This window comes from Kitasatospora sp. NPDC041988, assembly GCF_055588525.1.
On the sequence record NZ_JBVJCO010000020.1, the window covers coordinates 1 to 12,366 of the forward strand.

Annotated in this window: 13 protein-coding genes; 3 read left to right on the plus strand and 10 right to left on the minus strand. The window is 62.5% G+C overall.

Annotated elements, in window-relative coordinates; all coding sequences use genetic code 11:
• Positions 1–159 precede the first annotated feature (159 nt).
• The 3 genes from ACZ6NC_RS20735 to ACZ6NC_RS20745 all read right to left on the minus strand — a co-directional run bounded on the left by ACZ6NC_RS20735 (position 160) and on the right by ACZ6NC_RS20745 (position 2,009).
• The gene (locus ACZ6NC_RS20735; RefSeq protein WP_465734776.1) at positions 160–1,143 is read right to left on the minus strand and encodes a DUF932 domain-containing protein; all 984 of its coding nucleotides are present in this window, start codon (positions 1,141–1,143) and stop codon (positions 160–162) included.
• Positions 1,144–1,229: 86 nt separating this feature from the next.
• A complete protein-coding gene (locus ACZ6NC_RS20740) occupies positions 1,230–1,415 on the minus strand; it encodes a hypothetical protein (RefSeq protein ID WP_465734778.1) in 186 nt (61 codons plus the stop codon).
• Between the two features lie 6 nt (positions 1,416–1,421).
• Positions 1,422–2,009 carry a hypothetical protein gene (locus tag ACZ6NC_RS20745; RefSeq protein ID WP_465734780.1) on the minus strand — a complete coding sequence of 196 codons (588 nt, stop codon included), beginning with the start codon at positions 2,007–2,009 and terminating at the stop codon, positions 1,422–1,424.
• A gap of 200 nt (positions 2,010–2,209) precedes the next feature.
• Between ACZ6NC_RS20745 and ACZ6NC_RS20750 the strand changes: the two genes are divergently transcribed.
• Positions 2,210–2,872, plus strand: coding sequence for a hypothetical protein (locus ACZ6NC_RS20750; RefSeq protein WP_465734781.1), 663 nt, complete (start codon positions 2,210–2,212; stop codon positions 2,870–2,872).
• A gap of 123 nt (positions 2,873–2,995) precedes the next feature.
• On the opposite strand, the gene ACZ6NC_RS20755 is transcribed toward ACZ6NC_RS20750, so the two are convergent.
• The 4 genes from ACZ6NC_RS20755 to ACZ6NC_RS20770 all read right to left on the minus strand — a co-directional run bounded on the left by ACZ6NC_RS20755 (position 2,996) and on the right by ACZ6NC_RS20770 (position 7,319).
• On the minus strand, positions 2,996–3,559 hold the full coding sequence (locus ACZ6NC_RS20755; protein ID WP_465734783.1) for a hypothetical protein: 564 nt from the start codon (positions 3,557–3,559) through the stop codon (positions 2,996–2,998).
• 139 nt (positions 3,560–3,698) lie between these two features.
• Complete coding sequence (locus ACZ6NC_RS20760) at positions 3,699–4,019, minus strand: hypothetical protein (protein ID WP_465734785.1); 321 nt, start codon at positions 4,017–4,019, stop codon at positions 3,699–3,701.
• Between the two features lie 55 nt (positions 4,020–4,074).
• A complete protein-coding gene (locus tag ACZ6NC_RS20765; protein ID WP_465734787.1) occupies positions 4,075–4,911 on the minus strand; it encodes a replication-relaxation family protein in 837 nt (278 codons plus the stop codon).
• A gap of 122 nt (positions 4,912–5,033) precedes the next feature.
• A complete protein-coding gene (locus ACZ6NC_RS20770) occupies positions 5,034–7,319 on the minus strand; it encodes a type IV secretory system conjugative DNA transfer family protein (RefSeq protein WP_465734789.1) in 2,286 nt (761 codons plus the stop codon).
• Between the two features lie 491 nt (positions 7,320–7,810).
• Here ACZ6NC_RS20770 and ACZ6NC_RS20775 point away from each other — a divergent pair, with 491 nt between their 5' ends.
• A complete protein-coding gene (locus ACZ6NC_RS20775) occupies positions 7,811–8,155 on the plus strand; it encodes a hypothetical protein (protein WP_465734791.1) in 345 nt (114 codons plus the stop codon).
• 183 nt (positions 8,156–8,338) lie between these two features.
• Here the strand turns inward: ACZ6NC_RS20775 and ACZ6NC_RS20780 are convergent, their stop codons facing one another.
• The 3 genes from ACZ6NC_RS20780 to ACZ6NC_RS20790 form a co-directional block, all read right to left on the minus strand.
• The gene (locus tag ACZ6NC_RS20780) at positions 8,339–8,689 is read right to left on the minus strand and encodes a hypothetical protein (RefSeq protein ID WP_465734793.1); all 351 of its coding nucleotides are present in this window, start codon (positions 8,687–8,689) and stop codon (positions 8,339–8,341) included.
• Between the two features lie 464 nt (positions 8,690–9,153).
• On the minus strand, positions 9,154–11,007 hold the full coding sequence (locus ACZ6NC_RS20785) for an HD domain-containing protein (RefSeq protein WP_465734795.1): 1,854 nt from the start codon (positions 11,005–11,007) through the stop codon (positions 9,154–9,156).
• Between the two features lie 605 nt (positions 11,008–11,612).
• Positions 11,613–11,918 (minus strand): hypothetical protein, encoded by a 306-nt coding sequence (locus ACZ6NC_RS20790; protein WP_465734797.1) that lies wholly within the window; start codon positions 11,916–11,918, stop codon positions 11,613–11,615.
• A gap of 170 nt (positions 11,919–12,088) precedes the next feature.
• Between ACZ6NC_RS20790 and ACZ6NC_RS20795 the strand changes: the two genes are divergently transcribed.
• On the plus strand, positions 12,089–12,316 hold the full coding sequence (locus tag ACZ6NC_RS20795) for a hypothetical protein (protein WP_465734799.1): 228 nt from the start codon (positions 12,089–12,091) through the stop codon (positions 12,314–12,316).
• The last annotated feature ends 50 nt before the right edge of the window (positions 12,317–12,366 follow it).

Below are 12,366 nucleotides of genomic sequence, written 5' to 3' on the forward strand. Positions count from 1 at the left end.
GACAGAAGCAGCCGCACATCGTCCGCGGCTACTTCCACGGCCCGCACGTCCGCTACATCACCGAAATCCCGGAAATTTAGCGTTTCGGATCAATAGATGGATGAGAGAGCAAGCCCGGATTGGCATGAGCCAATCCGGGCGGTGAACAGAGTTACGGGATCAGGCTGCGACCACCTCCCGCACGAGCTTCAGCGCCTGCGCCTTCAGCGGCTCGGGCTTGATCAGCGTCCGGTTGAGCTTCGTCTCCCAGGTCCGGGACCGCCGGATGTGGTCCAGGTACTCGCCGGCTGCTTGAACGAGGCCATACGCGGTGTGGGCCACCGGCTCGGTGGTCGGTGAGGTCAGGATGGAGCGAACGGCCTCACGGGCCTCCTCCACGTTCCGGGCGACCCGGTCCGTCACCAACCCCGCGGGAGGCGAGGGGATGAAGGCCCGCACGAACCGCTCGCGCTGCTGGGCCGTGACGCGGATGCCGAGCAGTTCGGTCGCCAGCGCCTCGTAGGCCCGCATCTCCTGACGAGCGCCGGTCACGGCCTCGCGGGCCTGGGCCACGCGGTTGCGCCAGCCCGGCTTGTGAATGAAGGAGAAGGTGGTGCCGGTTCGGTCGCCTTCCAGTTCGGCGGCCCGGAAGGTGTTGGCGCAGACGATGCGCACCGCGGTGGCTCGCAGCGTGCAGCCGCCCGGTTGGCCGTGCCGGTTCGTGATGGCCAGGTACGGCAGCGTCGGGGACGCGTCGCCCGGCAGCTGGATCGGCTCATCGAGCAGGGCCAGGCACCAGACCGAGCGGCCCTCGTCGAGGACGCCGGCGGTTTCCCAGGTGACGTTGGGCTGGGCCAGGACGGCCTCGACGATCTCGCCCATCTCGCCGTGGTCGATCACGGTGTAGCTCTCGCGGTTGATCCACAGCGTGGCGCTGGTGTCGGAGCGGGCGATGCGCTGCCAGCCCTCGATGGGCCGGTACAGCGGCTGACCGTGCCCGTCGATGCTGACCAGCTCGTACACGGCTTCGGTGATCGGGTCCCAGGTGAGGCCGGCCAACCGGCGGGCTTCGTCCCAGGTCGTCGGGTGCTGGTCCAGGACCAGCCCCTCCCGGTGCCAGGGCATCTCCCTGACCGAGAACATCGATTCCACATTGGCAGACATGGCTGCCGTCCTCTCTGCCCGAAGGCATGAGAACGGGAGCCCACCTGGTGGTGGACTCCCGAACTGCGGCTTGAGAAGGTGCGGTTCTACTCGGCGTCGACGTACGCCAGCGCCGAGACCTCGAACGTGCTGGCCGGGTGGACGACGTCGGCATAGCCGGCGACCGTCAGGCCGGTGAAGAACTGGATCTGCTCGGCCAGCCAGTGGCGGGCCAGCTCGATGTCCAGCTCCGGGCAGCCCGAAGCGAAGGTGATGCGCAGCAACAGGTCCATGACGGCCTACAGCTCGCTGATGTCGACGATGGTGACGTCGTAGGTCGACGACTCGTCGACCACGTCGTCCAGGCTCGACAGCTCGGGCTGCAGGTAGCCCTGGGCGTCTTCCTCGGCGAAGCCAGCATCGTGGCCTTCCACCTCGTAGGAACCCGAGATGGTGTAGTCGACCCGAACCCGGGTGACGTACGGCTCGAACTCGAACTCATCCAGGAAGCGGTCCAACCCTTCACGGCAGATGTCGCCCTCCTCGTGCCGCTGGATGGCGTACTGGCGGATGGCGCTCAGCTGGAGATCGTGCGCCTGGCGCTGCTCGGCATGAGCCTCGAAGGCGACCCGTCGGCAGATGGTCAGGGCTTCGACGGCTTCCGTCAGGGCCGCGGCCTGGGTGGCCGGATCGGCGACGGGCTCGACGTCCAGGGCCGCCACGGCCACGTGGGTGATCTGCGCGGCGTGGTACAGCTCGACGTGGGCAGCGTCGACCTGGCGCAGGATGACGCCAGCGCGGTCGCCCAGCTGGACGACCGCGGGCAGCATGGCGGCCAGATCCTGCGGGGCAAGCTCGCACATGATCTGAACGGTCAGGTCAGTCATGGCTGACCCTCCTTCACGCTGAAGGTGCAAGCGCTGATTTGAAGTTGGGCTCAGCACTCAGTAGCCCCGGGCAAACGCCCGCCTGGCCAGCTAAAGGGCGGGATGCCCTGGGCTGGCCGGGTGGACGTTCGGCGGCGGACCGGATAGAACAACCCATTCGGGTGCTTACATGTAGCGACTCTGCCCTTTAGGAAAGAAGGGTGACGTTGACATCCGCACTGGCCTCCGATCTTGTTGGCGATCCGAAGGCATTTGCAACGCTGTTGGCGGCGTGCGTTGCCGCCGCCGCTTCAGTTTCTGTTGCAATCCTGGGTAATAGATTTCGGCGCAACAGTGAGAAGTTTCAGGAGTTCCTTACAAGTCGCACGGCTGATCTTCAGCGCGATACCGAGGCGGTCAAAAGTAAACTCGAAAGTGATCGGAGGTACAGGGAAAGACTGCGCGATCGAATCCTGGGGATCATCGAATCGTTGGAACGTGGGGCGGTTACAATCAGCACTCACGCGGAGCTTGTAGGGAAAACGGCCTGGATTGAGTCCAGAGGTATCGCTCACGCTGATGAGGCTGTCAACTCGGCGATCTCCTCAGTCCGCTTCTGCCTCAATCTGCTTGGCGCGCTCGGAGCCCTGCCGGAGGATCGCCGATCCGAATGCTTCAAGGCCACCGGGGATGTCAAATGGGAATGGGATTCGACGGTGAATGCTCTGACTCCGCGGTATGATCGAAGGTTTCAGGAAGGACATCCGAACGTCAAATTCGACCCGGACAAGTTCGTCGATGCTTACGAAAGTCTCAGTGCCGCGAATTCTCGACTGCAGGAAAGTCTCCTGGAAGCCATCAGGGGAGCTCTGGTGCCCCTGTGAGCTTTCTTGGCGATAAGGGACCCCGGCGCGTCCATGCCTCCGACGTTTTCGCCCCCGTTCGGCCCAAGTAGGGCGAGCCCATGCTGGTGGGCACGGGCTCCGGGGGTTGGGTGGAGTCAGCCGCTACCGCGGGTCAGCCCTGACGACAAAGAATTGGTAGCCGGCCGTCTCGTCGTCCAGCTCGTAGATACCCGACAGGTCAGGGCGGATGGTGTTCTTGGCGTCCCGCTCAGCCGCTTCAGGGCTGGTATCGACCTCGTACGACCCGAAGATCGTGTAGGTGATCTTGGTGCGGCGACTGTACGACTTGAGGCCGAACTCGGCCAGGAAAGCATCCAACCCCTGCTGGCAGATGACCCCCTGCTCCATCCGGTCGATGGCGTACTGGCGGATGGCGGCCAGCTTCTCGGCGTGTGCCTCGATGGACACCCGGCGGCAGATGGTCAGCGCCTCCACGGCGTTGCGCAGCGTCTCCTCCAGGAGCACCGGCTCGGTGACAGGCTCAACCTCCAGCACCTTGGTGCTGACGAAGCTGATGGTTCCGGCGAGGTACAGCTCGACCAGCTCGGTGTCGGCCAGCCGCAGCACCATCCCGGTGCGGTCGCCAATCTGAACAGGGGCCGGCAGCAGCGCGGCCAGGTCGTGCGGCTCAAGGGTCCGCAGCTTCTCGGTGGTCAGCTCAGACATGGCTGACTCCCTTCCGAACAGATGAACAAGCACTGATTTCAGCGGTGAGGCTCAGTGCCAAGCCCTTCGGGCAGGCGCCCGCCCGACCGGCCGGCTTCCGGGCAACGGCCGGTCGAGTGGGCGCCCATCCAGGCGAGGGTCAGAGTTTGCGGCTACAGACGAAGCAGTAGTCGAATCCGGGGATGACGTCAGTGGCGTAGATGACATGAGGGAACTCCCGCGACGTGAAGGTGCTCTCCTTGAAGCGGTCGATGCCTGCCTTGGCCGCCGCTTCATTCAGCAGGCTCTCCGTAGAAATATGGGAGTCCGTAAGCCGGTACATCGGCACGACGATCTCGCGGGTGCACTTGGGGCACAGTGTCTTGTGGTCGTAGACGTAAGCGCCGACGTCTGTTGCGTGAGGCTGGTTCTCAGCGTCAAAGTCCTTACCTTTCGGGGCGGGCATGAGTGTTTTGGGCACACAGCCTCCTTTCTCGTAGGGCACACCTACGGGCGGACGTTATGGACGAGGTCTACTAAAATTCGGGGCTGCGTAGGGTTGTTATGGCGTCGGCCGCCGTGGCGACCAGGAAGAGTCCACGGGCATCATCCGGCTGGGCGGTGATGACCCGGGCGATGGCCTGCTTGCGTTGCTCGTCGGGCACGATAAACAAGACGCCGGGGAAGACACCGTGCTGCTGGTACTCGATGTCGGTTAGCTCGTAGGCACGATAGGCGCGACACTTCTGGTCAATCTTGCGTAAGCCCTCGGTGTCGCGGTCGATCTCGATGAACCAAGACAAGTCCTGGCCATCATGGAAGAGCCGCACATAGACATCAGGACGCAGGACGCGCAAGCGGCCAGCAGCGTTGCGGTGGATTCGCTTGGCATCGGCTTCGGCGGCGAACTCCTGGATAGACAGACTGAGGTCAGCTCGTTGGGCCTCCACCAGGCGAACATAGATCTCACCAATGGCGAGCCAATGAGCCAGCTTGGATGGGCCCGGATGCCAGGTTTTACGCTGAGAGATGCCAGGGCTGCTCGTGCGCCCAATGATGCGAAGAGCGCTTGGCGTGAGTACGTGGATGAATCCTGGCCGACCGCCTTTTCTGACCGGGGCGACGTTGGGGTACCGGCGAACCAGGCCCGAATCCATCAGACGCTGAAGATGCCGATGGGCCAGCCGGCGCGAAGTCTCTGGGGTTTCTCCACCGAAGACTGCTCGGGATACCTGGTCAGCGGTGGCTACGCGGGTGTGCCCAATGGCAACGAGTACGGCCTCTTCGCGTGGTGTCAGACTGGCGGCCAGCTGGCTTGCGTACGAGAGAAACAGGGGTTTGGTTGAAGTGAAAGCTATAGCGTCTATCTCCACCTTAGAGAATTGATAAAAATGAAAAAGAGGGGGTATATATGTAATACGCAGTTGGGACGGGCTCAACAGATAGGGCTGCGGGTCAAACCCCGGAGAGGTTGGGACAGGCCCAGGGACAGGCGCTACCGCGAGCCGGTTGGCACCCAGCGCTGCCGTAAGGCCGGTGCAACCGTTTGCCGCGCCGCGGTTTCCTGCTCGACATCTGCCAGCGCTCGACCGTAGGCCGCCTGGGAGGCAGCCCGAGCGGCGTCTCCGTACCCAGTGGGCCTCGGCGGCGGACTGGTGGCGATGGTGACGGCCGGGGTGACCTTGCTGTCCGCGACGATGGACGCCAGGGCGGTGTGGGCATCGAGAGCGAGCAGGTCTTCCGGCTCAACCGGAGGGCCGAAGGTTCGGGCCAGCATCGCCGCGTCGTCAGGGCCGGCCTGGAACGCGACCCTCGTGCGGGCCTCGCTGAGCAAGGCCTTCCGTAGCGCGGTGGGAGCCTGGCCCAGGTGCTGGAGGGCAGCGACCAGGCCAAGGGCATGGCCGCGGGCGCGGGCCAGCATGTCGGCCAGGTTGGCCCCGCTGCGCAGGAAGCGAGCGACCTCATCGATGTACAGGGCCGTCTGCTCGCGCTCCTCGCGGGCCATGGCGGTACGCCGGAGCGCGGCGTTCCAGACCATATGCATGACCAGGCCACCGAGCAGATCCGCGGCCGGCGAGCCGATCTGGCCGGACGGCAGGCCCACCACCAGGATCTTGCGGTGGTCGATCACCTCCTGGACGGACCAACTCGGTTTCGCTTGACCGACGATGGCGCGCAGCTGGCGGCGGTCGGTCAGCGGAGAAACCTTGTTGAGCACGGCTGAGACCGCCTGGTCGCGTTCACCGTCGGTCCAGTCATCGAAGCGGCTGAAGAATGCTCCGACCGTGGGAGTGAAGCCGGGGTCGAGACGGTGGAGCAGCGAGGCCCGGAACTGGCGATCCGTGAGCACGGCCGGCACCTCCACCAGCGTCATGCCAGGGGTGGCTGCGAGCAGCACCAAGGCGTTCTTCAGGATTTCTTGGAGGCGTGGCCCCCAGCCTTCCGCTTGATCGTGGACAAGTTCGAGCACCTGGTCGGCCACGAGTTCGGCGTCGGCAGGTGCACAGTCCAAGGGGTTGAGCCCCACGGGCTGGTCGCTGGCGGCGTCAAGGTAGATCAGGTCGCGGACGCGATGAGCCGGCACGCGGTCGACGACGTCGCGGGCCAGGTCGCCACCGGGGTCGATGACGACCACGGCGCGGCCGGCCCGCATGTCCTGGGTGATCTGGTTCAGCAACAACGTGCTCTTACCGGTGCCGGTGGAGCCGGTGACCAGCTGGTGCATCAAGGCACCCGCGGGCGGTACGGCCACGGGCCGCTGCAAGCCGTCGTAGGCAGCAGTGCCCAGGAGGCGACCGGTTGAGGGCACCTCGACGGTCGGCGGGAAGACTCGGCCGCCGTTCAACGCCAAGCCTGGAACCGTCGGGCCGCCCAGTGGCCAGGCCAGCATGGTGGCGGTCTCCAGCGCGTTGCCGTAGATCGGGCCAGACAGCGGTCGGCTGGTCGCCCCTCGGGTGAGCCAGTCGGCCGCGCGCTGCGGCAGCCACCGCGGCACCAAAGAGGCACCCTCCTGATCTAACAGGTGGAGCGTGGCCATGACCCGGCCGACGAGCAGGTGCGCGCCGGCTTGCGCCGGGGCAACTGCTCCCACGGTGCCGTGGACGCCGAACCAGGGTTCGGCAGTCTTGGCACGGAAGGCGGTCAGGTCCTGGTTGTCGATGACGGCCGGCGGGGCGGCGGTGAGCAGCTGACCCAGGCGGTGCAGCCAGGGCGGCAGCAGCTGCGCGTCAGACCGAACAGCGTCCCGCGACGTGGGAGTACGGACGGGGAACACGACGAGCTGGTAGACCAGCGTCTCGTCGGGGAACACGGGCTGAAGCGTGTTGATGAGTCCGACGGCAAAGGTCTTGGCCACCTCCGTCCGCAGCGGGCGGAGGAGCGTGGTCAGGCCAATGCGCCGGAGCCAGGTGGCCTTGGGCAAGGCCGGCGCTTCGATGAGGGTGGGGCGCAGTCCGGGCACGATGCCGCGCAGCTGCCGGAGCAGCACATCGGCTTCATACCGAGGCAACCGCAGGCGGTGCTCGATCCGGCCCGGCAGACCGATGCCCTCGAAGACCACGCTGTCCCGGCCAAAGAGCCAGCCACGGGACGGCCGTAACCGTCCGAGGACGCGCACGAAGGCCGTCACCTGCTGGATGGTCAGGTCACGCGGGAATTCGAGTTGGTAGGTCAGTCGGCTGGTGTCTCGGGTCAGCTGGTCGCGAAAGCGTAGGCGAATAATAATTGCGATTGCGGCACCTAGCAGGGCGACGCTACTGACGAGCTGAATACTGTCACTCATTGGCGGGGTCTCCGTTTATTACAACTGGGAGCCCGGCGCTGATGAGGGGCAGTACCTCTTGGAGACGGTACCGACCATGTGGTCACCTAATGGTGCATCCACCCTCCAAAGTCGCAAAAAGCCGCGGTCAGGCGGCGTGCGATTTTGACAGATCGAAATTGTTTCAATTTCAAACCTGTACATCTAGTATAGCACGAAAAAGGTTGAATTGTCAATAGTTTTGTGGCTTTTCCAAGTCGGTCTGCATCAACCTGCCGCCCCCGCGACGGCCCTTGCCACCGCAGCAGCCACCAACACCAGCGCCGAACGCGTCGCCTTCACTTCGCCGGACCCGCACGCCGCGCCGTCACGTCAGCCGCCGCCTGGCCGGCCTGCTGCTCGTCCTGGCATCGGTCGTGGTCGGGCTCAGGGTCAACGCTCAGCACGAACTGCCAGCCCGGGAGAGCGCCCACCCAGACCGCTACTGCTCGGTCTCCACCTATCACGGCCAGGTGACCGACTACTACCGCACCAATCCGGGGTCCAGAACCAAGGTCGGCGACGTCCTGTGGTCAGCCGCTACGCCTTCTTCGAAGAAGGACCCCTTCGTGGCCTGGTGGACACCAGCGTTTCCATACTGGGAGTGGGCCAACCGACAGGACGGCTTCGTCTCGGAAGGCATCGACTACGGGCAGTACCAGGACATCGAAGTCTCGGTGATCTGGGCGCGGGGCTGGGAGCCGCTGACGGGGCTGTTCGAGCGCTGGCCGGACCTGAGTGCCGCGGCGGAGGCTGCTCAGCGGACTAGCTTCCTGAACGAGTGGGTCCATGAGCTTGGCTCGCCTCGGTGTAGCTGAGGCTCGATGTGCAAAGACGGTGCGAGAGCTGTAGGCACCACCTGGCATCTAGCTGAGAGACGTGCGAGAAGAAGCCGCGTGGTGGTGCTCAACGACGCCGTGCGGGCGAACCATTTACAATTTCGCACAAATGTTGCACAATATAAAAAGCTCCTAGATATCTAGGAGCTCAATTTGGGCCTTTCATCTCTGAAAGAAGGCTCGATAGCGATCCTTCTTTTCGATGTAGTCTCGGCTAAACAGCCCAAGCGATGACTTGCCCTGAGATGTGACCCTGGCCATGTTGCCGGGCAGTCGTTCCAGGGTTCCAGCGACAATAAGACTGCCAACCTTCTCTCCCAGATTATCCGGGAAGGCAGCTGGTCCCGCCAATTCATCTTGATGGAAAATATGCATAGCGCGGTCTTTGAGTTCCGCCAAAGCAAAGGCATCTTCGTCTTGAAGATCCAGAAGTACCTCACAAAGCGCATGCAGAAACGCGGCCCCGGCGTATACTTCTCGCGGGCCACGATAGGCAGCATATGCGGCAGTCACGGAATCCAAGGGTTCCCCTTAAGGAAAAATTTCGCGAAGGCTATCATGCGGCAGGTATTGATCGCCAGCCCCTGTGATCGCGATGATCATGATGGCCGCGGTCGTAGGGATACTGAAGCCCACAGCAGCACCGGCGTGAGCTGGCCATCTGATCGGGTGGGTCAGGTACCAAATTCCGCTAGATAGGCTGGCATTTGACGTGACATCACATGGATGCGTGCGGGCGTCCTGGGCCGAACAGCTGCGAGCCAAAGCACCGAGTGATCCACGAGAAAACCGCAGTCGACCAGCGGCGTTGCGGGAAGAGCAAGATTTTAAAGATCAGCCAGCCTCATTCTTTGAAGGGTTGCCATCTGACGTGTCATCAGCGTGGCCCAAACCCTCGGGCTGCGAGGGCGCGAGAACGGGCAGGAAGCCGGTCTACGGCTAGGGTCTATGCCTGAGCTCAGAGGGCTAGAGATGACTCAGGAATCCACGGCTATACCCGTGAGCCCAAAATAGCCAGCTACTTCAGCAAGGTAGAGTCGGCGGGCGATATCTGGGAAGTAGCTTCGGAAGCTATCGCAAATCTCTTGAGGAGATGGCCTAACGGTAGTTCCCTCATTAGATTCTCCCACAGAAATGAAATAAGTAAAGAGTTTCACTCTTTCCTCGGCGGCATCCACGAGCGAGGCCACCAGCGGGCTGGATGCGCGAAGAGAGTGAAAATCCTGTTCTGTGATCGGGGTATCTCTTTTGTCCTCATCCCGCGCATCGCGCACAAGTTGCGTTTCCTCATCTCCTTCTGTTACTGCCCTGAAGGTTCGATAGGTGACCTCCCAGAACCCGCGCTCTGGTCTATTTCGGTCTTTAGCATTTAGTATTGTGCTAAATGCATATCCATTCTTCCCAACGACATACTGGGCAACGTGATTAAGGAGCTGCACAGGACTCGCATCTTCGGTGGCTACTCGCAGGGCCTCGGCCTCCACGCTACTGTAATCGGACTGGTTAAGAAGGTTGGCCGCACCAATTCTGGAAACCTCGGATCGGATCTTCTTCCATGCATTCTCAACAACCGGAACAAGTTCGCCCTTGAGATCCGCCGCCTCCTTTAGGTATTCTTCGTAATTCTTCCAGGCGATAACAAAATTCTTTTTGCGGTGAATGCAAGCTGCCTGATAGGCGACCAGTCGCTCTGCATAGAAGGATGCCGGGGCTGGTATAGATTCTCGCCCTAGGAGGGTTTGGGCGACTAACGTGCCGCGCTTCAACCATTCAAGGATTGTTGAGTCGTCAAACAGGGCCCTCTGTTGTTCCTGCATTTTTTGGAGCCATTTATCCCCGATGCCGGCCATGGCTGCGGCTGGCTCGGCTGCTGCCCTGTCTGCGGGATCTGATGCGGTGGCTCCATGCCTTGCTGGGTTTCGGCCGGTGGCCGCTAACACATGGTCGGTGAGTGAACCGAAGATGTCGCGCTCGGTGAGGGGTTGCCCTTTTCTTACGTAATCGAGATTCGGGCGAAGCTGGGCGAATATGGCCCTCACTGTATCGGGTACACCGTTGCTTTCCGAGACGTCTTCCAGCTCGATCATCATCTGAAGACCACGTAGCAAGAAGAGGTCGGAAGCTACCACCCACGGATGGAAGAGAATCCAGCGATAAGCCTGCAATCGCTGCACGAGAAGGGTCTCGGCAGCAGACCGCGATCTAAATCCGAGGACTACTGCCCCTTTTTTGTCGGCGGGTTGTCCTGGGACTGTTCCAGGAAAGAATTCCAGAGAGGCTAAGAGGCGCTGATAGTCAATGGCGCCGAACTCGCTTCCCGCCCGATGCGCGTCGCGCATCAAGTAGTCAAGGCGGTCTACGTCGATTTCGCTGTCCAGCAGGTCATAGAGAGTATGTGTCCATGGTGCCCCACTGCCGCTTTTAGCCCTATTTAGTCTTAGAATGAGAGCTCTGCGAACATTGTCCATCCCCTGGGCTTCGGTGACAATTTCTTCAGCCAGCGCGTGACCTGCTACCTCGTGGAACTGCTTTCCTCCATAGCGCTGTTTGAGCTCGCTGAAGTTTGGCAGGGTAGATGAGACGTCGGTTATGTCTCGGTCAGGAATGGCTATGCCAAGGTTGTCCAGATAGAATGGCTCCAATGCGTGAGAAAATGGAGGATGCCCGATGTCATGCAGAAAGGCTAGGCAGGCGAGAGCATCTGTCATGATCTCAGGGAATTTTGCTGCGGAGATATGAAGCGACGGCCGGTCGCGTTGGATCGAGGCGATCAGCCCTCTCTTTGCCGCATCGGAAGAATTTCTCCACACAGCCTGCCAGGCAAGTTGCATTAGATGCATCGTTCCTAGGGCGTGCTCAAACCTAGTTCCCGTCATCGACGGGTACACGCTGGTCGCCCGGGAGTTTTGTGAAACTCGACGGAGCCGTTGGACTAGCGGATGGTCGAGAACACCTTCAAGGCTTCGCGGTATTGTAACGTATCCGTACACCGGGTCGCGGATTACGCGCTCGCGTCGAACGGACATAACTGCTGCCTCTGTTCCAGTTTAGTGCTGGGCTTCTCGCGTGGAATAAATCGCGACTCCATTTCATGCTCTTAAAACGGCCATTTGTTCCCCCTTCACTCAGGCTATCCCCGGGGCATGTTGCTTGCATCTCACGGCTCGTGCCGTCGGTACCAGCTACGGATGTAGCACGAGTGTTGGCCGCACCAGCGGTAGACGACCTGAGCGTTCAGGCGCAGGTTGGGATCATGCTCGCCTCGGGCTTCGATGAGCGGTCCGAGTACCTGCACTAGCTTGTTGACCGTGTTGAGGGGCAGCTCCGTGGCGGCAGCCAGTGACTCGGCATCGGTGGCTCGGCCGGCCGCGATGGCTCCGGCGATGCGCGCCGCCGTGGCTCCGCCGCGGGGCCGGCTGAAGTACGCGCAGATCGACTAGGGGTCGGGCTTGAACTGATCCGCAGCGTTGGCGGCTGGCAGGGGGAGGCGGTAAGCCGCAGCCTGAATGGCTTCCTGGAAGTGCTCGCGCTCCATACCGTGGCCCTGGGCTGCGAAGATCACGGGGGCAGTCCGGTCGCAGGCCCGGATGAGGGATAAGACGTCGAGGCCGTCGAAGTCGTGCTCGACGCGGTAGTCCACCCAGGTCAGGTCGATCACCAGGGCATCGAAGCGCACTTGGTGCACGATCGCGCGCTCGATCTCTGCTTCGGTGGCGGCCGCTACGACAGTGGCCCCCGGCATCGCTTGCTCCAGGATCGGAGTGCGGCTCGCCCTGGAGGACCTCCCCGTCAGGATTCGCCGCCGCGAGGGTCTCTCCACCGCAGCTGTCCATAACGTCCGGCGCGTGGATGAAGAGATCGACAAGTGGTGGCTGGCGAGCGGTCGCTCCTGATCCGTCGCATCCTGCTGGTATGGACGACAGCCGCGATGAGACCCCGCCGCCCATCGTGGTGGGCGAGGCCAACGAAGGCCGACTACCGTTCCGCCGGGTCCAGATCAAGGGCGTGATGGTCGGCAAGGCCCACAATGCCAGCGACGTGATCGAGTTCGCCCGTCGAGCTGGGCTGCCTGACCTCGACCTCGACGACCCCGACCTCGTGACGTGGCGCGGTGGCGGCAAGGGCGAGTGGGACATCTGACCGGCCAGTCGGCCATCCAGTGGCGCGGCTAGGATTCCCCTGATCCAGCT

Bases quoted from the DNA above. Each gene is read 5' to 3' on its own strand.
- ACZ6NC_RS20745 (WP_465734780.1), bottom strand. From the start codon at position 2,009: ATGACTGACCTGACCGTTCAGATCATGTGCGAGCTTGCCCCGCAGGAT.
- ACZ6NC_RS20790 (WP_465734797.1), bottom strand. From the start codon at position 11,918: ATGCCGGGGGCCACTGTCGTAGCGGCCGCCACCGAAGCAGAGATCGAG.
- ACZ6NC_RS20755 (WP_465734783.1), bottom strand. From the start codon at position 3,559: ATGTCTGAGCTGACCACCGAGAAGCTGCGGACCCTTGAGCCGCACGAC.
- ACZ6NC_RS20785 (WP_465734795.1), bottom strand. From the start codon at position 11,007: ATGCAACTTGCCTGGCAGGCTGTGTGGAGAAATTCTTCCGATGCGGCA.
- ACZ6NC_RS20735 (WP_465734776.1), bottom strand. From the start codon at position 1,143: ATGTCTGCCAATGTGGAATCGATGTTCTCGGTCAGGGAGATGCCCTGG.
- ACZ6NC_RS20770 (WP_465734789.1), bottom strand. From the start codon at position 7,319: ATGAGTGACAGTATTCAGCTCGTCAGTAGCGTCGCCCTGCTAGGTGCC.
- ACZ6NC_RS20795 (WP_465734799.1), top strand. From the start codon at position 12,089: ATGGACGACAGCCGCGATGAGACCCCGCCGCCCATCGTGGTGGGCGAG.
- ACZ6NC_RS20740 (WP_465734778.1), bottom strand. From the start codon at position 1,415: ATGGACCTGTTGCTGCGCATCACCTTCGCTTCGGGCTGCCCGGAGCTG.